At 47.4% G+C, this 20,417-nt stretch carries 13 protein-coding genes; 5 read left to right on the top strand and 8 right to left on the bottom strand.

Features of this window, described 5'->3' with window-relative positions; genetic code table 11:
* Positions 1-238: 238 nt before the first annotated feature.
* The 3 genes from GF401_19450 to GF401_19440 are packed head-to-tail and all read right to left on the bottom strand — an operon-like array spanning position 239 to position 6,732.
* Complete coding sequence (locus tag GF401_19450; protein MBD3347236.1) at positions 239-1,300, bottom strand: hypothetical protein; 1,062 nt, start codon at positions 1,298-1,300, stop codon at positions 239-241.
* A 27-nt stretch (positions 1,301-1,327) separates the two neighbouring features.
* Complete coding sequence (locus GF401_19445) at positions 1,328-1,891, bottom strand: HAMP domain-containing protein (GenBank protein MBD3347235.1); 564 nt, start codon at positions 1,889-1,891, stop codon at positions 1,328-1,330.
* A 41-nt stretch (positions 1,892-1,932) separates the two neighbouring features.
* Positions 1,933-6,732: a tetratricopeptide repeat protein gene (locus GF401_19440; protein ID MBD3347234.1), complete on the bottom strand. Its 4,800-nt coding sequence runs from the start codon at positions 6,730-6,732 to the stop codon at positions 1,933-1,935.
* A gap of 502 nt (positions 6,733-7,234) precedes the next feature.
* Between GF401_19440 and GF401_19435 the strand changes: the two genes are divergently transcribed.
* The 3 genes from GF401_19435 (at position 7,235) to GF401_19425 (ending at position 10,684) form a co-directional block, all read left to right on the top strand.
* Positions 7,235-8,728, top strand: a complete 1,494-nt coding sequence (locus GF401_19435) for a carbohydrate kinase (protein MBD3347233.1) — start codon at positions 7,235-7,237, stop codon at positions 8,726-8,728.
* Between the two features lie 93 nt (positions 8,729-8,821).
* Complete coding sequence (locus GF401_19430; protein ID MBD3347232.1) at positions 8,822-9,457, top strand: GAF domain-containing protein; 636 nt, start codon at positions 8,822-8,824, stop codon at positions 9,455-9,457.
* A gap of 24 nt (positions 9,458-9,481) precedes the next feature.
* Complete coding sequence (locus GF401_19425) at positions 9,482-10,684, top strand: aminotransferase class I/II-fold pyridoxal phosphate-dependent enzyme (protein ID MBD3347231.1); 1,203 nt, start codon at positions 9,482-9,484, stop codon at positions 10,682-10,684.
* Positions 10,685-10,885: 201 nt separating this feature from the next.
* Here GF401_19425 and GF401_19420 read toward each other — a convergent pair whose 3' ends face one another.
* On the bottom strand, positions 10,886-11,122 hold the full coding sequence (locus tag GF401_19420) for a hypothetical protein (protein ID MBD3347230.1): 237 nt from the start codon (positions 11,120-11,122) through the stop codon (positions 10,886-10,888).
* A gap of 333 nt (positions 11,123-11,455) precedes the next feature.
* Between GF401_19420 and GF401_19415 the strand changes: the two genes are divergently transcribed.
* A complete protein-coding gene (locus GF401_19415; protein ID MBD3347229.1) occupies positions 11,456-12,793 on the top strand; it encodes an NADP-specific glutamate dehydrogenase in 1,338 nt (445 codons plus the stop codon).
* A gap of 95 nt (positions 12,794-12,888) precedes the next feature.
* Here the strand turns inward: GF401_19415 and GF401_19410 are convergent, their stop codons facing one another.
* Positions 12,889-13,743, bottom strand: a complete 855-nt coding sequence (locus GF401_19410) for a sigma-70 family RNA polymerase sigma factor (GenBank protein ID MBD3347228.1) — start codon at positions 13,741-13,743, stop codon at positions 12,889-12,891.
* Between the two features lie 287 nt (positions 13,744-14,030).
* Here GF401_19410 and GF401_19405 point away from each other — a divergent pair, with 287 nt between their 5' ends.
* The gene (locus GF401_19405) at positions 14,031-14,747 is read left to right on the top strand and encodes a helix-turn-helix domain-containing protein (protein ID MBD3347227.1); all 717 of its coding nucleotides are present in this window, start codon (positions 14,031-14,033) and stop codon (positions 14,745-14,747) included.
* 26 nt (positions 14,748-14,773) lie between these two features.
* Here the strand turns inward: GF401_19405 and GF401_19400 are convergent, their stop codons facing one another.
* The 3 genes from GF401_19400 to GF401_19390 form a co-directional block, all read right to left on the bottom strand.
* A complete protein-coding gene (locus GF401_19400) occupies positions 14,774-16,975 on the bottom strand; it encodes a DUF4954 family protein (protein ID MBD3347226.1) in 2,202 nt (733 codons plus the stop codon).
* Between the two features lie 221 nt (positions 16,976-17,196).
* Positions 17,197-18,573 (bottom strand): amidophosphoribosyltransferase, encoded by a 1,377-nt coding sequence (locus tag GF401_19395; protein ID MBD3347225.1) that lies wholly within the window; start codon positions 18,571-18,573, stop codon positions 17,197-17,199.
* A gap of 220 nt (positions 18,574-18,793) precedes the next feature.
* Entirely contained in the window at positions 18,794-20,401 is a 1,608-nt protein-coding gene (locus GF401_19390) for a CTP synthase (protein ID MBD3347224.1), read from the bottom strand.
* Positions 20,402-20,417: the final 16 nt, after the last annotated feature.

Here is a 20,417-nt window from a genome sequence, read left to right as displayed (position 1 = left end):
GTAAAAGACAAGCGATACATCTCGACCATAGGAATAAGCAGATAGACTCCGTTGAGGAGAAGTAACGGCGGGAGTGAACGGTCGCGGCACAATGACGCGAAAAGAGGATGAGAACGAACGCACAAACCCACAAAGGGGAGGCGTTCGCCCAATGCCGTAGCCCGACTGTAAGGAGGGCTTTCAGGTGTAACTCGCGAGTGTGCCCTCCAATGTATCGTGCCGATTACCGAGTTTTTTATCAGAAATATATTGCAAGCATCATACCTGCTTCATCGTAGAAATTACCGGTAAAATACAACCGGTATTTGCGGTGCATATGCCTTCCGGCAATAATGACATCCAGGATATTGGCGGCCCAGAGTGCTCCGGTAAGGCCCCAGAGTGAAAGGTATATGTTTCGTTTCTCTTCGTATTCATCGTTGAGGTTTTCTCCTCTTTGACGAATATAATTTTCGATTTCAGCCAGTGTTATTTGCGGGTTTGCCAGTTTCAAACTGTCTTCAAGTGCATTTCTTTTCGGCTGATTACCATATTCGATGATATCATTTTTATAGTCTTCATAATCATCTTTTGCGGGTTTAAAATATGATACGCCATAGTAAATGGTGCCGCCCAGCGATGTTTCGCAGGCGACCAGGCTGATAACCCCGGGTACCGGCCGGTTTCGATAAAACTGACCCCAACCGGGGATAAATGTCGAACGGAGCAGTGCCGGCCGCAACCGTCCCATGGAGCGTTTGGCAAGAAGATCTTTTTCGATAGAGTAGATTTCCTCTCCCGTGGCTTCGATGGTTGCGCCGGTGATAATAATACCGGTTTTTACATCGATAATTCGGGCGGCCACTTCGTACCGGTGGTCTGTGGGAGTAATCGAGCCTGCAAGTACAAGATCGGTTCCCAGTTCTTTTCCGGCCTCCACCGCCATGGAGTCGGAAATTGTCTGTTTCAATGATATTTCGAGCTCTCGAAGTTCCTGCCGGAAAGGCCGCCGATTGATAACATCGAATCGATTGTTTTTCTTGAATAGCTTGATAAAGTATTCCGCAACCCAGGTGCCCCAGGCTGACGTTTTTTCTTCACCTTTATACTGAAAGGGAAATACGGCAATCGATGATTTCTCGATGGAATCGGGAAAGAAATTCATCAACAGATTCATCAGGGAATCGCAGAAGTCATGGGATGTCTCTTTCAAGGCGTCGCTGCGCTGTTCATCAGGACTGTTGAATTGTCCGGAAGCCGATGACAGACAGGCCGATAATGTAATAGCAAGGAAAACCCCTCCCAGCAGTCTCTTTGTCATGAAAAATACTCCGTTTCCAGCGAAAGATTATGCATTTTTTTCCGATATGGTCGGTTCATCCGCAAAATCCAGAGAGTCAAGCGCGCCCCGGGCTTTTTGCATCTGTTCTGTATCCGACGGGTTGTCTAATGCTTTTTTGGCAGTCATGAATTTTTCCCGCAGGTCATCGACAAGGGTATTGAAATGGTCCGACAGCTCCCGCATTTCATTCTGCTCCCTGAACCGAAGACGGGCATGTAATTTGCCGTTGCCGATCAGTTTTGCCCATTGTTCGAGCTTGTAAATGGGCACCGCATATTTTCGTGAGGCATAGAGTCCGATAAAAATCGCCACGATTATATTGACGATAATGCTGATTATCAGGCTCGGTAGAATAATATAAAAGATGCTTTCTTTACTGAGGTTGCCGGTTGCTTCAAGTTGATAAAAAAGAACACTCTGGGTTCTGATATAATAGGCGAGTACAATCGTACCGCCCGAAATCAATGTTGCCAAAATCATGGCCCCCAGTATTCTGAGCGTAAGATTCAACTGAAGAGATTTCTTGATAAAGAAATTGCCCAACGGCTTGCGTCCTGAGGCTCGGTCCATAGGTCCTCCTTATAATGATTCCCGATATAATTTTACTTTAATTAACTGCCGATTTCATTGAGTATTCGACGTACTTCGACGTTTTTACCTCCGGCTTTAATATACTTTTGGAAACTGGCCCTTGCGCTTTCGGTGTCCTTTAAATGCTCATAATATAAATTTCCCAGATGACGGTAGACCTCGACAAAATTATTGTCGCCAAATTCGATTGCCCTGTTATACGATTCAATTGCATTCTGAAACTGTCCCAGTGCAGCGTATTCATGACCGGCGATATAATTGAGTTGGGCGCTTTTTGGATTATGAACGAGTCCTTGCTGAATGATATTAAGCGCTTTGTGGTGTTCTCTCCGGCGGCTCATGATTTTTGCTGTGAGATAGTGAGCATCTTCATTATGGGGGAATCGTTGTGCAACCGATTCTGAAAGCTCCCGTGCTGCATTCAGATCATTCATGCCTTCATAGGCTTTGCCGAGATTGATAAGGAAGTCGGGATTGTTCGGGTCCTGCGCCAGGGCCTGGCTGAAGTGGACCACGGCTTCATTATACTCTCGTTTGTCCAGATAAATCCGTCCACAGGCTGAAAGAACCCGGGGTTCTTCGGGAAGCAGCCGCAGGGCAACGTTAAAAGATATCCAGGCTGCGTCAATTTCACCTTCCGCCTCATGAATTTCTCCCTGAGCGCAGTGAGTCCAGCCGCTCTTCTCCTTTTTTTCATAGGTCCTGACAGCTTTTTTAGCTTCGTCGATCCGCCCTTCACGAAGGAGGATATGGGTGTATTCGTAAAGCGCTTCATGGTTGTCTCCGTTTTTCTTTAATATCAACGAAAGAAAATCCTTTGCCTCCGTATATTTGCCGTCAATCGAAAGCGCCCGGCTCAGCATCAGAATCACCTTTTCATTATAGCCGCCCAGTTCCCATGCTGTCATGAGCGCCTTGACCGCCTGCTTGTAATTGGCTTCAATAACATAGGCCTCACCAAGAGCATGGTAACATTTCGCACATTTGTCGTCAGTTGATATCGCTTTCCGAAGCAGCTGCTTGGATTTGACCGTCTGCCCGGCATTTTTATATACCAGACCACCCAGATAGAGCACATCGACATCACGGGTCGTTGTGGTAACTGCATTTTCAACCGCCGCAAGGGCGCTCTGGGTTTTGTTTTCCAGCGAAGCCGCATAGGCATAATGGGCCAGATAGTTCATGTTGTCGGCATCATACTTACGTGCCATATCGAAATGTTGCAGGGCATTCCGGGTATCATTTTTACGGAGCATGATTTTTCCGAATTCAAAATGGGACCGGGCATGAAGATTATTCCGGGTGAGGGCAATACGAAGGTGGGTTTCGGCCATTTTGTCGTTGTCGTGCTCGATATAATAGCGAGCCAGTTCGAAATTGACCTCGAAATTATCTTCGGAATACCCCAGAGCTGTTTTAAGATTTTTCAGCCGTTTGCTGTTTTCACCAAGCTTTTCGTAGCATTGGGCGATAATTGTATAGGTTCGGGCTTCAGAGCGGTTGATTTTGGCGGCTTCATTAAGCACGGTAATGGCTTCAGCCGGCTTCCCGGCCTCAAGAAGAAGCGTGCCGAGTTCCAGCCGAATATCGAATACCTTTTTGTCGAGAGCGGTCCATTTTTTCAGGATGGCGATAAGATTGGAATTGTCGTTCTGGTGACGGTAGCACTGGGCCAGCAGTTTGATAATTTCAAGGGCATCACTTCTGATTGCATGGGCTCTGGAGAGAGGGGCGACCGCCTGGTCGATTTGATTCGCTTCATAATGAGAGATACCCAGCATGCGGAGACAATCATAGCTTTGAGGCAGGTGTTTGACCGCCATTTCGAGCGGCGAGATTGCTTTCATATACTGCCTGCCGTTGAAATATATCGTTCCCAGACGTCTCCAGGCGGTAGAATCGGCCGGTTCCATGGTGAGATAGTGCTCGTACCACTGAATAGCCTCAACATTATTGTTCAGGTTTTCGAAGGTAAGGGCCAGCATTTTAAAAAATTTCGAAGGCACCTGCGGAAGTTTAACCGCCTGAGAAAGAACCGTTTCGGCCTTCGGCCAGTCTTTTGCTGCAAAGTGCAATGATGAAAGCCGTTCGAAATTTCTGAGGTCCTCAGGATAGGCTTCGATATTTTCCCGATATCGCTGAATTGCCTCACTCAACCGTTGTTGTTTTTCGTACAACTCGCCAAGATGGAATGAATAATCCTGATGATTCCCTTCATCGGAAAATTCCAGATATTTTTCATACATTGCACAGGATTGCGAAAGATTACCCGCTTTTTCATTTGCCAGCGCCGCTAGTTCAACCGCCCGTACATGGTCGGGATTTTTTGCCAAAACTTTGTGGAGTTCCTTAATCGCCTGCGCATACTGGTTGGTAGCATAATAGGATTCGGCCAGCATCATGCGAACAATCATGTCGGATGCCCATTCTCCCTCAATGTCTTTGAGTAGCTCGATGACACGGAGATAATTTTTCTCGGCATACTCGATGCGTGCAAGTTTGGCATTAACTTCGTAATCGACAAACCTTTTCTCGATAAACAGGGAATAGGTGCGTTTAGCTTCTTCCTTCATTTTGTATTTGTAATAGATATGTCCGGCCTGGGCAAGGAGATCTTTGTATTTCTCATTGTTCAGGTTGAACACCTTTACATACGCCTCTGCTGCGGCGGTATCGTTATTGTTCTGGATATAGGAACCGGCAAGCTTCAACCAGCCGTCTTCACGGGTTGGTGCCCGTTTCACACAGTTCCAGAAAGCGTCAATCGCCTTTTCATAGATACCCACCGAAACGTATCCGATTCCGAGCTGATAATAGATTTCCTGATCGGCCTTTCCCTGTGCATGGCCTTGGGCAATATATTTCTCCGCTTCGGAGGTATTGTTGAGGTGAAGATATACGATACCGAGCCGGAACAACGGTTCGGCATCTTTAACACCCATATTTATCAGCTTCAGGTATTCTTTCTGGGCTTTGTGCCAGTCCTGAGCGTCGAAATAGAGCCAGGCGATCTGGTTTTGGGTATATGATTCGGCGCCGTGAAGTTCCCGCTCCTTTAAGTAGAATTGCAGCGCTTGTTTTTTGTCGTTAGCCTGAAGGCGGGCATCACCAAGATACCGGTTTACCGATGGGTAAGTGGGGTCGGAATCGTAGACCTGTTTGAGGTAGGTGGTAGCCTGTGAGGGCGCCCGTTTTGCGATATAGAGTCGTGCCAGCGCGATCCGGCAGGCATTTTTATCCTCGATGATCGGCATGGCCATATTGTACATTTTAAAGGCTTCGTCAAATCGTCCACTCTGCGTGTAGATATCCCCCAGTCTCATCAATACACGCCAGTCATTCTGTTCCTTTTCAAAAGATTTTTCCAGGTGACGGCGGGCATTTGCCGTGTCGCCCAGAAGGAATTCCTGTAATCCAAGCTCTTTTTGCAGTACCGAGTTGGTAGAAAACCGGGGCTCTACTTTTTTCAGGATATCGGCTGCCCGGGTGACATTGCCTGCCAGGTGATGAGCTTTTGCGGCTTTGTTGTGAATTTCGAAATCGTTGGGCATTTTTTTCATGGCCTCTTCATACTGGGCTGCGGCATTTTCATATTCTTCGAGCTGCATATATACATCACCCAGTGCAATCCGGGGCTGCGGGTCGTCGGGAGCAAAGGCCGCGGCCTTTTTGAATGCAATGATCGCGTCTTTATAGGTGGTTAGTATTTTCAGGCTCCGGCCTTTTTCAAAATAGGCCCGTCCGTTGTTCTTTGAATATTTGATGGCCTCATTGGCATATTTGAGCGCATCATCGGGTTTTCCCTTCTCATTGTAATACTTTGCAAAGAATAAAAGCGCCTGTGCCTGGGTCCTGTCTATTTCCAGAATACGCTGATAGGTCTTTTCGGCGCCGATCAACTTGCCCATATCTTCGAGAATGCGTGCTTTTTCAAGAAGCAGGGGTATTGATTCCGGGGCCCGACGTTCCCCCCGGGTTGCGATTTCGGCAGCTTCTTCGAGTTTGTTTGCCAGACGAAGGCTTCGGGCAAATTCCCGATACAGGGGCACATAATCGGGAATGATTTCAAAGAAATTGTGATATAACTCGACAGCCCGGTTATAGCGCCCTGCCCCGGCATAAGCCTGTGCACCGAGGTAGTAGGCAAATTCCATCCGGGAATCCTTGTCGATAATGGCCTGAAAGGCCTGGGCCGCTTGAAGCTCTTTGCCGGGGCCGGAGTATTTCCACATAAGAATAGCTTCACCTAGTTCCTGAATGTTTTTAGGTTCCGAACTCAACATGGAAAAATAAAAGAACCGTTCGAGATCTTTGGGTACCTTGATGTTGAATCCGCGGAAAATTTCTATGGTGCAAGTGTCAAGTTGCTTGCCGGCTTCGGTGAGTGGGAAGGACCGTTCGACAGTATTGACGATTTTATTACCTCGTCCGGAGATTATTTCGGCATAATATTGCACTCCTTTGCCACCATCTGTCAATTCGTATTTCTGGGAGATCATATGGGTGCAGCCGAGTTCCTTTGCAAGGGCGGCATATTCTTTCTCGGTGATTTCCTTATTGAAATTCGCATAGGAGGGAAACACGGCGATCAGGCTTTCGGGGGACACTGTTTCGACATGTTGCAGAGCGGAAAGCCTGAAATGAAGAAGCTCGACACTCAGTGCCGAAAACCATCGGTTTTCCGAACTCTTTTCATAGGAGACATCGACCGGCCGCGTGAGAAGCAGTCGAATTCCGGAGGTGTTGCCCGGGGCAGCAGAAAGGGGGCCGGTAATTGTCAATGCACAAAATAATGATGCGAAAAGTGCTCGCGTTTTCATAGTATTTGCACCTTTACTAATAAGTGTGAGCAATCGGACGTTTCATCTGATAAGTATTTTCAGGAAATGCCCTGCTCGGATATCATGATGCGTCTGAAATATTGTCGCCGAATGTTTTCCAAAGGGTAATTATATATTTCTCAAAACTAAAATACCACTATTCTCTATAATATTCAATGAAAATGCTCTAACCAATAGTATATCATTATTTTACATCATATTGAACCCTTCTGTGGACCTTTCTGCATTATCGCCGTCCAGATCGATGTATACCTCCTCTTTTCCGGCAATTGTCGGTTATTATTCCGGGCACAAACAGGCAAAAGACGGCTCTGTACCGCTTCCATTCAGCATACCCGAAAGGCACAAACGTATTTTGTACGATCAGCCGATTATACGGGGAAGGGCTCGTATGGATTAGGGTTTTTTATAATCCCGGCTCGGAAGAATGAGTATTTATAATTTATTCTTTAATAAATAGTATAATAGAGGAGGATGGTTCATGTATTTACTCGGGTATGATATCGGCAGTTCATCGATAAAGGCAACGTTGCTTGATTCAGAGAGCGGAAAAGTGGTAAGCTCGGCAACTTCACCGAAAAAGGAGCTTGAAATCATTGCTCAGCAGGCCGGATGGGCCGAGCAGCATCCCGACACATGGTGGGAGCATGTAAAAAAGGCGACTGCTGAAATAAAGAGCGCAAGTGGCGTTGATTTAAAAGACGTTGCCGCTGTGGGTATATCATATCAGATGCATGGCCTGGTCACGATCGACAAGGAGATGAAACCTCTGCGACCGGCGATAATCTGGTGCGATAGCCGGGCGGTGCCCTATGGCGAGAAGGCGTTCCAGGATCTTGGGGGAAAAGCCTGTTTAGAAAAACTGCTGAATTCACCGGGTAATTTTACTGCATCAAAGCTGGCCTGGGTGAAAGAGAATGAGCCCGACCTGTTCAAAAAAATCCATAAGATTATGCTTCCCGGCGACTATATCGCCATGAAACTGACCGGTGAAATTGTTACGACACCCTCGGGGCTCTCTGAAGGGATTATGTGGAATTTCAAGGAAGGCGCTCCGGCAGATTTTCTGCTCGATTATTTTGGATTTTCTCATGACCTGCTTCCCGAAGTAGTCCCTACCTTTTCTGTCCAGGGCGAGCTTACTGCGGCTGCTGCAGAAGAACTCGGTTTAAAAGCCGGGACAGTGGTTGCCTATCGCGGGGGAGACCAGCCCAATAATGCGCTGTCGCTGAATGTGCTCAACCCCGGCGAACTTGCCACCACAGCAGGAACATCAGGCGTGGTCTATGGCGTGGCCGACCGCCCGGATTACGATCCTCAGTCACGGGTCAATACCTTTGTGCACGTTAACTACTCCAAAGAAACTCCGCGATACGGAATCCTTCTCTGCCTGAATGGAACAGGGATTCTCAACAGCTGGATCAAACACAACTGCATGAGCAACGGCACCGATGAAATGGGGTATGGTCAGATGGACAAGCTCGCTGCGGAGGCGCCAATCGGCTCCGATGGTTTGATGATTCTTCCCTACGGTAATGGTGCCGAAAGAACATTGGGCAATAAATCGATCAATGCTTCAATCCATAATCTCGATTTCAACCGTCATACCAACAAACATCTCCTCCGTGCGGTCCAGGAGGGAATCGTTTTTGCACTCAACTACGGTCTGGAGATAATGCGGGATATCGGTGTTTCGATCGAGACTGTCCGCGCGGGGAATGCGAATATGTTTTTGAGTCCGGTTTTCAGTGATGTCTTTGCGACGGTGACTCAGGCCAGAGTGGAGCTTTATGATACCGACGGCGCCCAGGGCGCGGCACGGGGAGCTGGTATCGGCAGCAAGGTTTATTCGGATTCCAAAGAAGCCTTTGCCGGTCAGAAAACAATGAAAACCGTTGATCCCGATCAGAAAAATATCCAGGCCTATAAAGAGGCCTATGATAAATGGGTCAAGGCGCTCAATATGTATTTGTAATTGATATTCCAGGGTTCCGATATGGCCGACACAGAAAAAAAGAACGCTTCATCCCGTTTTCTCGATGGTATCGCCGAAATCAGCAGGGCGGTAATGGAAAAACAATATATCGAGGATATTCTTGCCCTCATTGTTTCGGTTACCGCCAAAGTTACCGGCTCCAAAATCTGTTCGATTCTTCTTCTGGACCGGAAAACACAGGAGCTGGTGCTGCGGGCATGTCATTCCGATTCGGGTAGCTATAATCAAAAATCCAACACACCCCTGGGAAAGGGGATTGCCGGACGAGTGGCGTTGAAAAATGAACCGATCAAGGTTTTAGATGTCCGTAAGGATCCACGGTTCATTAATAAAAAAATCGCCATTGAAGACGGCCTTGTTTCGCTGCTGTCGGTGCCCATGAGTGTTGAAGGTGAAGTTGTCGGGGTGATTAACTGCTATACGCCCCAAGAGTACGACTTTACCGAAGAAGACCAGCAGATGCTCACGGCGGTTGCTTCCCATGCCGCCGTGGTGCTGCGAAATACCGAACTCCAGATCATGAAAGAAATCGTGGAGCGGGAACTCGAAGAACGGAAGGCCATCGAACGGGCAAAGGAGATTATTGCCGATAAAAACGGCATTACGCCGGGAAAGGCTTATGAACTCCTGCGAAAACACAGCATGAATACCCGGACATCAATGGCAAAACTGGCAGAATCGATTATCCTTACCTCAGGAATCGGGTAATACAAGCAGAGAGAGGAAAAAATAATGGCACGAAAGAAGGAAAAACTCGATGGATTTTCAACCCGAAGCATTCATGCAGGAGAGGCGCGGAATCGTTATGCCGATTCTCTGACCACTCCGATTGTTCAGACCTCTACCTATACTTTCAAGAACAGCAAGGAAATCCGGGAGTATACGTCGAAGAAAAAGGACCGGTTTGAGTATGGCCGCTATGGTAATCCTACCGAGAAGGTGGCGCAACAGCGGCTTGCCGATCTTGAAGGTGCCGAGGATTGTCTGGTTTTTTCTTCGGGAATGAGTGCCGTAACAACAACCATTCTCGCCCTGATCCGTACCGGCGATCACATTGTTATTACCGATGACGCCTATAAAAAGACACTTGAATTCTGCAACGCCTATCTGGCCCGTTTCGGGGTAGAGTGCTCGGTAGTGCCCTTCGGTGATTATGAGCTTTTAGACAACACCATACAGAAAAATACCCGGTTTGTTATTTCCGAGTCGCCGACCAACCCCTATCTTAATATTTTCGACCTGGTGCGGTTGAAAAATATTGCGAAGAAACACGATGTTCTGACCATTATCGACAGCACCTTTGCCACGCCCTATAACCAGCGTCCTCTGGAATTCGGAGTCGACCTGGTCATGCAGAGCTGTACCAAATATCTTGCCGGACATAATGATATCCTTGCCGGTGCTATCTCCGGACGTAAAGAGCTTGTCGAAGAGGTACGGAAAATGCATAAAGGAATGGGGGGGCTGATCGATCCTCATTGCTGCTATTTGCTGCTCCGGGGGCTTAAAACCTTTCCTCTGCGGGTCGAAAAGCAGAATGCCTCGGCCCTTGAAGTAGCCCGCTTTCTGGAGAAGCATCCCATGATCGATAAGGTCTACTATCCAGGACTGAAATCCCACCGTCACCACCAGATAGCTAAAAAACAAATGAGGGGCTTCGGTGGGGTCGTGACGTTCGAGACCAAAGGCACGCTTAAAACGGCAAATCGCTTTCTGGATGCACTCCAGTTGCTCTATATCGGTCCCAGCCTGGGAGGTGTCGAAAGCCTGATCACTCATCCGGCAACAGTCAGCTACTACGACTACAGCCGGAAAGAGCGCTACTCACTGGGCATTACCGATACCCTGATCAGGCTTGCGGTAGGGGTCGAAGATACCGAGGATATTATCGCCGACCTGAAACAGGCACTGGCGTATTGTGCAAAAGGAAAATAGCATGGACTTGGGATGTGAATGCTACCCGTTGGGTTTCCCATCCCCGGTCAAAAAGAATATCCGCGATCATTATCGATAAAACAACCAGCACTCCATGAACAGACTGCCCCTAAAATTTCCCGAAATGCTTTTATCGCCTATAACGAGGTATGAACATCGGGCGCCGATCGCTCCCGCCGATACCGGTATATATTGGTGGTTTCAGCCTCTCTGCATCCGGCGGAGCATTATGTAGGAGAGAAAATAAAGAAATGCTCCCGGCGGGATCAGGATGATTATAAAAACCCATACCCGTTTCTCTTTCGCATGCAATTCCTGCTGAATAGCGAAAAGATGCACCAGCGCCGCGATCTTGGTGATGATAAATATTCCCAGCATCCATAATAGCCGCGGCTTTTTCTTCTTGTCGTGTAGTTTTTGTTTAAATTCGGCAAGCATAGATGATCCTTCCCATCAAAACCGGTGCATTCATTGAGCTTTTTCATGTAATCACCTGTATATATTCATAATATACACGCTTTATCAGGATATATCAATGCTTGTATATTTCCTGATTATAGCTGCAAAAACAACCTCTTACGCGCACTACAAGCAGGGAAAGATAAGTATTGACTATTTATGGGGTGTAATTTATCTTTATTTGATCTGCTGAACAATGTCGTTCCGCTAAAGTTGTGAGTATCAAAGACGATGCCCTTGCTTCGTGTCTGCGCGAAGTGCGGGCTTTTTTTATTTCGGCAAGCACCAATCATTAAATAAAGGAGTTTTTTTATGTCTACTGAAGTTTCAGCCTTCATGGAAAAGGTGATCGCCAAAAATCCTGCCGAAAAGGAGTTTCACCAGGCAGTTGAGGAAGTTGTTGAATCGGTAATGCCGTTCATTAAGAAGAATCCCCGGTATCAGAAAGCCCGGGTATTGGAGCGCATGGTGGAGCCGGAACGAGTCATTATGTTCCGGGTTCCGTGGGTTGATGATAAGGGTGAAGTCCAGGTTAACCGTGGATTTCGTATCGAGATGAGCAGCGCAATCGGTCCATACAAGGGCGGTCTCCGGTTTCATCCTTCAGTGAATCTCGGCATTTTAAAATTTCTTGCTTTCGAGCAGGTTTTCAAAAATTCACTCACCACCCTTCCCATGGGCGGCGGCAAGGGTGGATCGGATTTCGATCCCAAGGGAAAGTCCGACAATGAAGTTATGCGTTTTTGCCAGGCTTTCATGAGCGAACTGTGCCGTCATATCGGACCCAACACCGACGTTCCTGCCGGGGATATCGGCGTGGGCGGCCGCGAAATCGGTTTTCTCTTTGGTCAGTACAAAAAGCTGCGTAACGAATTCACCGGCGTTCTTACCGGTAAGGGACTCAACTGGGGCGGTTCACTGATCAGGCCCGAAGCCACCGGTTATGGTGCTGTTTATATGGCCCAGGAAATGCTCACGCTCAAAGGTGACTCCATGGAAGGCAAAATCTGCGCAGTGTCCGGATCGGGTAATGTTGCCCAGTATACAGTGGAAAAAGTAAATGAACTCGGCGGTAAGTGTGTCACCCTCTCCGACAGCAGTGGATCGATCTATGATCCCGAGGGAATCGATGCCGAAAAGCTGGCTTTTGTTTTCGAGCTTAAAAATATAAAACGGGGTCGCATTAAAGAGTATGCCGATAAATTCAAGTGCGAGTATTTTGACGGAAAACGCCCGTGGGATATCAAATGTGATTGCGCATTCCCCTCGGCAACCCAGAATGAAATATCTGCCGAAGATGCCAAAACGCTGGCGAAAAACGGCTGCAAACTGGTTTCTGAAGGCGCGAATATGCCGACCGAACCGGACGGTATTGAGGTGTTCCAGCAGAGCAAGGTTCTCTACTGCCCCGGAAAAGCGGCCAATGCAGGCGGAGTTGCTGTCAGCGGCCTCGAAATGGCACAGAACGGTATGCATCTTAACTGGACCCGTGAAGAAGTCGATCGGCGACTTCAGGATATCATGAAAGCGATCCATTCAACCTGTGTCGAGTATGGTGAAGAAAACGGTTATGTTAATTACGTGAATGGGGCAAATATCGGTGGATTTGTCAAAGTTGCCGATGCCATGATCGATCAGGGTGTTGTGTGATTCTCCTGAGAGGAGCGTTCAGCTATCGGAGTAAGTAAGAGTAAGGGCGTTCAATTGAACGCCCTTACTACATACACCCCCATGCCTTTGGGGAATCAATAATGATTCTGCAGGTGTTCGACTTCTTCGCTGGCTTTCAGCTTTTTAAGAGCATTTTCCTTTATCTGGCGTACTCTTTCGCGGGTCAGACTATACCGCTGTGCGATTTCCTCAAGGGTATGAGATATGCCGTCTTCAATCCCAAAATAAAGACGAATCACTTTCTTTTCCCGGTCGCTCAGCTTTTTGAGGGCTTTATTGATCGATTCCTGAAGTGAAATATCTTCGATACAATCATCGGGCATTGCCTCTTTCTTATTAGGCAGAAGATCCATGAGCCGGGAGCTGTCGGAATTCTGAAGCGGTGCATCCAGGGAAGTATGATTGTTCCCGATACTGAGTGCTTCTTTAACCTTATTGCTATCCATATCGAGTTCCCGGGCAATTTCTTCGATATGAGGAGCGCGGCGGTATTTCTGTTCGAGCCGGCTCTGGGCCTTTCCGATTTTATGAATAGTACCGACACAGTTGAGAGGCAGCTTGGTAATACGGGACTGTTCTGCAAGGGCCTGAAGAATAGCCTGGCGAATCCACCACACTGCATAGGAGATAAATTTAAAATTCTTTGTCTGGTCGAACCGTTTGGCGGCCTTGATAAGACCGAGATTGCCTTCATGAATAAGGTCGGCAAGTGACATGCCCTGATGATCGTAGGTACGAGCTACGCTTACAACAAATCGAAGATTTGCTTTAACGAGTTTCTCGAGTGCCTGTTTATCACCTTTTTGAATACGTTCGGCAGTTTCAAATTCTTCCTGAGCGGGGAGGGGCTTGTAACGGGATATTTCCTTTAAATACAATCCTAAGCTACCGTTTTCTACAAGAAAGCCGTTTGCGAGCGATGTCTTCAAGGTGAATCCCTTTCGATAATGGTAGAAAAACTTTGATTGTGATGATATGTATGGTGGTTTAAGGTCATTGAATTAATTGCTCCCTTAATTAAAAGAGCGAAGAACTGGTTGCCCGATTGCGGTAAACTCTAAAAAATAATAAAAAATTTTGAATATAGCAACATTTATTTACATTTTTTGATATATCATACCGGATTTTGACAACTCATTGGCAAAAGCGTTATATTTTCACATCGTGCAAAATTATGGTTTCATCTGTGATAACGAGGTAAAGGGTACAATAGCCAATGGATAATAAAATAATGACCATGGAAGAGGTTGCGGAATTTTTGCGGGTTTCCGTGCGCACAGTTTATGAATGGGCGCATAAAGGAGAGATCCCCTGTGGAAAAATTGGTACGGTCTGGCGTTTCAAGCGGTCTGAAATAGAACAATGGGTAGATGAGCGATTGGTTGCTTCTCATAAATCGGTCGCACCTCCTTCAATTTCCGTACGGGACATATTTTCGCCCCAGCGGATAGCAGTACTCGATTCGATCACTAAAGTTGAAGCTTTCAACCACCTTGTTGATATTATAAGTACCTCCAGCTGCATCAGGAAGAAAAAAGAGCTTTCGGAAGAGATTTTTAAAAGAGAAAGCCTCATGAGCACGGCACTGGGGCTTGGTGTTGGCGTTCCCCATGTTCGCCTAGGGTCGGTTAAAGATCTTGTGGCTGCCGTAGGAATCAGTCCGGTTGGTATCATGGATTATGAATCGCTTGACAATATTCCTGTTTTTATTATTGTCATGGTTGCGGGCAACAGAAAACAGCATTCCGAATTCCTGCGCCTTCTCTCATATTTAAGCAGCCTGATAAAACATGAGAGTATCCGGGAAAAACTGGTTACCAGTAATGATCCGTATGCGATATACGATGTTCTTGCCGGTGGAATCGGGGCCCATTTTCATTCTCACAGCATCTCTGCACTTAAAAATGAAGTGCCTCGTATCGGTCTGCAGTAGAGATTTTCGCAGAAAACGGCCTGCTGTCAGCGTTTTTTTATTTTGTTAACTCTCCGCCCGAATTCTTCCGTTTCACTCCGAACCTGTTTAACAAAACTGTCATTTTCGGCTGTGCCGCATACCGCTTTCATTTCCGCCGGATTCTGGAATGTTGTCTGTTTGAAGGGATTTTCAAAATCCTTCTTACGGCTGCGGTATACCTGATCGCAGATATACTCCTGAATCGAAACTGCTTTGTCAAGAGCCCCTTTCCACTGTGATGGTGTAAGGCTTTGAGTGCTTAAAAGCTCAAGGAGTACCGAATAGGCATGGCGCTGCTTCTGAAGAGGATAAGCTTCCCACAGGTAATCGTATGCATTGTGAATATCGCTCCAGGTTTTCAGCTTTTGGGACTTTATTTTCTTTAAAAGCTGCTGCAGCTCAAATTCGGTGATAAGCTGCCCGCCGATATTGATCCATTTGCTTTTCCGCTTACCGTTCAGCGTTTTATTCATAAATAACAACGAAGGCTGAGTGGAGGTTTCCATAAAAAAAACCAGATTTTTTACGGCGTAATAATGAAGCATATTTTTATATGCAGCGTAGGCTTCGGCGCATTTGAGAATGACGGTTTTCCGTTTTGACTTTTCTATTTCCTCACCATAAATTGTGCGCAAACCAACATCCTCCGGCTGCTCCATAAGCAGGCTGCGGCCTTTCTTTATAAGAGACTGTTCGCTTTTGCTCGAATCTTTTGATTCGGTGTTTTTTACGAAAGCGCGACCGGTCCACAGTTCGAGCAACCGACAGGCTTCCATAATCTCTTCTGTCGTATCGGGCGCCAGAAAATCGAACTCGATATGCTGTGATTTGGTAAGCCGTTTATCCCGGGCCTCGTATTTCCAGCTGTTGCGAGCCAGGGCATACATGTTGTATGTCCACCAGAAAGCGGGGAGTATTTCGAGACGATCTTTTAATGCATTGTTGTTAACAAGAGAAAAGGGGAGACGGATGTCAAGTTCTGCGGTAAAATCTCCTTTGGCAAGGAGGCAGAATGAGGCAAAGCGGCTTGAGTGTTTCACCGAAGTACAAAGGCCGGGCCAGAAACCGCGGCCCGCCTGTATTTCATTGTCGTTGGAACGGCTGTTGTGGTTAGAACCGATTGTAGCACCGGCAGCAATGTTGCTTTGACCCATGACAAGCGATGCAATCAGAAAAGAGTTGTTGTGGTGCTGTTCGTGGCCCGGAAAAATCAGATTGTTCTGTATTTCACAGCAGGATATTGTCGAATTGTCACCAACAAAGGAATTGAGAACTCTCGCTCCGTATGTGAACCTCGAATTGTTGCCCATTATGAATTTATTTGCTTTACATCCGAAAGCTATCGTACATCCATATCCGACGATGCCATCAACAAGCTCAACGTCCGAACCGATAGTCGCAGGTTCGTTTTCGGTTGAATTAATTGTCAGGTTCGTAAGGAGATTTGCGCCTTGAATACAGGCATGAGAACCGATTTTGACATCTTTTATAACACCGGTATGTTTTATTACCGATTGGTCTCCTACATAACCATAGTATCCCCGATGCGAATCAAAAGAGTGTTGCGTAATCGAAAGTAGTTTTTTCTGCAGCACCGGTTCATCACGGTATTTAGCCCACAGGTAAGCATCAGCCGAAAGCATGCCGTCAAAAGGGACAACCGAACGATCGCCGCCCTCATTCATAAGATCAAGCCATACCCGCTTATTTTCTTCCTCACCGTCTTTAAGAATGCCGTTGCCGAATCCGGCACAATTCGTTGTATGCATTTCGCCGATGTCAAAAATTATACACCGGTTGCCGATAATACAATGAGACAGATAGTGAACCTGGTGCAAGGCAACATCATCTCCGATATCACAGGAAATTATCCGGCAGCCGGTAATGCCGGCGCCTATTTTCAGGTCCTGATGGGAGAGTATAACCGGGATGAGTCTGCCGATGCGTATCATTCCGTAAAATTCACAATTTTTTATGAGTGAAGGATTAAAATCATCACATACCCGGATATTGTTCCAGTCATCGCAGGTATTCCGGTTTTTTATCAAAGTTTCGATTTCATCGGACTGGAGCGTGCGAAAAGAATCGGCTGGCTTTGGTTGTTGTCTGTTGCGAAGGTAATATTCGTTTTTACCCCGGGGAATAAATTCGTCCGGAATAAACTGTTTTTCCATACTGCCGGCGGGGAGCAGAGAGACGGTATCCATAATAACCTCCGGATGCTGTTCTGCCGTATCTGGTAACAGCAAGAAAATAACTCATCGCTCAGAGCAAGGGTAAGGGTGAGAAGATTATAGGGTACAGGGTTATCGAGTATAGGATAGAGGATTATTTCTCAAACCGTTGTCTCAGCTCTCCCATTTCTTTTCCCTTCATTTGTCATAATCGTTCTCGTTAGCTTTTGTCTCTTTTCCTTCCCCCCTCAGCCTCAAGGGCACATCGGATAGTTGCCGTCAAAACAGGCGCAACAGTAATGTTCCTTTGGTTGCGGAACCACCGACAGCATTCCTTCGGTAGATAAATAGCCGAGAGAATCAACGCCCAGGTACTCCTGAATGTCCTTGATGGACTGGGCTGAAGCGATGAGTTCTTCTTTGGTGGGCATATCGATTCCCAGAAAGCAGGGGCAGGTGATCGGGGGTGATGAGATCCGGAGATGGATTTCTTTTGGCTGGGCGGTCCTGAGAAGCCGGACAATTTTTTTCATGGTGGTTCCCCGGACAATGGAATCATCGACAATAACGATTTTTTTATCCTTGACCACTCCTTTAACCGGATTGAATTTGATCCGGACACCGAAGTCCCGGCCCTTTTGCTGAGGCTGAATGAAAGTTCTTCCGATGTAATGATTGCGGATCAGGCCGATATCGAACTTGATTCCTGATTCTTCCGAATATCCCAGGGCAGCGGTTGTTGCCGAATCGGGGATTCCCATGACGATATCTGCATTGGGGCATGGATGTTCCACCGCCAGACACCGTCCGAGCCGCCGGCGGACTTTATCGACATTTTCTCCAAAGACAAAGCTGTCCGGACGGGAGAAGTAGACAAATTCGAACACACAATGAGACGGTTTGGGCGTATGGCCGAACAGAGGGATCGTATAACTGGTAATACCATTTTTATCGATACGTATCATTTCTCCCGGCTCGATTTCCCTGATAAGATGGGCCCCGATCAGGTCGAATGCACAGGTCTCGGAAGAAAGCAGATAACTGCCGTTCAGTTCTCCCAGAAGAAGAGGCCGGATACCCCGTGGATCCCGGGCACCATAGAGTGCATGCTTGTTGAGAAAAAGAAGAGAGTAGGCGCCCCTAACACGGGAAAGCGCATCCAGAATCATGGCATCGAGATTTTCCCGCTTGGAACGGGCAACCAGGTGCATGATAACTTCAGTATCAGTGGTGGAGCAGAATATCGAGCCGTCTTCCTCCATCTCATTCCGTAGCTCGGCGGCATTAACCAAGTTACCATTATGAGCACTTGCCAGTTGTCCTGCTTTGAAATCGGTCAGTATCGGCTGCGAATTGGCAAGATTGGAAGAGCCGGTGGTAGAATACCGGTTATGGCCGATAGCATGGTTTCCCTGAAGACGGTCGAGTATTTCGTGGTGACGAAACACCTGGGAGACAAGGCCCATATTTTTATAAACGGTCATTTTGCCCTGATTAGAAACGGCAATACCGGCACTTTCCTGGCCCCGGTGTTGTAGAGCATAGAGGCCCAGGTAGGTCAAATGAGCAGCATCGGGTGCGTTGTAAATACCGAATACCCCGCACTCTTCATGGAGAGAGTCTTGCAGCATAGCTAATTCCTCTGAACTATCGAGGCAAATTTAATGCCCCTTGTCGATCTGTGTTTATATATCGCCTGACCCTGCTGCGAATAGGGGGAATTGCAGAAACGGATTGAGGTTTCTATTCCGCCCCATCCCAGCAATAGATACACAATCATCTTTTGAAACAGCGCCGAAAAATTTTCCCATTAATTGCTCCTTACTTTAAATAATTGCCGCTGGAGGGCGCTTATTTTTTCAAGGAATAGTGAAGGCTTGCACCAACAAAATCTCTGAACAAGGGATGTGGTGCAACCGGCCTCGATTTGAATTCCGGATGGAACTGAGGGCCAACAAACCATGGATGATCTTTCAGCTCGATAATTTCGACCAGTAAACCATCCGGTGATAAACCGGAGAGGGCCATTCCATTACTTTCAAATTGTTCACGATAGTCGTTGTTGAATTCATACCGGTGCCGGTGCCGTTCACTGACAAGCTCTTTTCCGTAAATTTTCCGGGCTTTGCTGCCGGCTTTCAGCTTGCAGGGAAATGCTCCAAGACGCATGGTCCCCCCGAGGTTCATCACCCGCTTCTGCTCTTCCATAAGATGGATGACCGGTTCCGGGGTTTCGGGGACCAGTTCGGTGCTGTCGGCGTCTTTTCGTTTGAGAACATTCCGGGCGAATTCCACTACTGCCATTTGCATACCGAGACAGATTCCGAGAAAGGGGACCTTGCGTTCCCGGGCATGCTTTACTGCAAGAATTTTCCCTTCGTGTCCCCGGCTGCCGAAACCGCCGGGTATCAGTATGCCGTGCATACCTTTCAGTACCTTTGCCGCACCCTTCTGTTCGATATCTTCGGCCGAGACACTGTGTATTTCAACTTTTGTCGAGTGATGAGCGCCGCTGTGATTGAGCGCTTCATGAATCGACTTGTAAGCATCAAGAAGTTCGGAATATTTGCCGACGATAGCTATTCTGACGATATGTCGGGCCTCGATTACCTTGTCCACATATTCTCTCCAGGAGCTGAGACTCCGCCGTCCGGCACGAAGACCAAGAGAATCGATAATGAGATGGTCGAAATTCTGCGATGCAAAATCGAGGGGGACTTCGTATATGGTATGACGGACATCGAAGGCTTCAATGACCCCTTCGGTGTCGACATTACAGAAAAGCGAAATCTTCCGGCGTACCTCTTTATCCAGATGCTTCTCGGTGCGACAAATGAGAATGTCGGGGATGATTCCTATTTCACGAAGACGTCCTACCGAATGCTGTGTCGGCTTGGTCTTGACTTCACCGGCCTTGCGAAGATAGGGGATCAGGGTAACATGGATAAATAGACAGTTGCTTTTTCCCACCTGAAGGCGGAATTGACGGAGGGCTTCGAGGAAAGGAAGGCTCTCGATATCACCAACCGTCCCACCGATCTCACTAATGACGACATCGATGTCCGGCGATTCCATCGAGCGGATGCTGTCGCATATCTCGGTAGTCACGTGAGGAACAACCTGAACGGTGGCGCCGAGGTATTCGCCCTGCCGCTCTTTTTTTATGATCGAATCGTATATTTTCCCGGCCGTATAGTTGGAATGTTTTGTCGTGGTAACTCCGGTGAATCGCTCGTAATGCCCAAGGTCGAGATCGGTCTCAGCGCCGTCATCGGTAACATACACTTCACCATGCTGGTACGGATTCATTGTTCCCGGATCGACATTAAGATAGGGATCAAATTTTTGATTCGCCACCCTGATGCCCCGGGATTTGAGCAGCATGCCTATGGAGGATGCTGCGATTCCCTTGCCCAGGGAAGAAACAACTCCTCCGGTTACAAATATGAATTTCGACATTGAGACCTCCGTGAAC

Source organism: Chitinivibrionales bacterium, from assembly GCA_014728215.1.
In the GTDB taxonomy this organism is placed as follows: Bacteria; Fibrobacterota; Chitinivibrionia; order Chitinivibrionales; family WJKA01; genus WJKA01.
The sequence above is the reverse complement of the archived record's forward strand: the minus strand, read 5'-3'. Positions and strand labels throughout refer to the sequence as shown.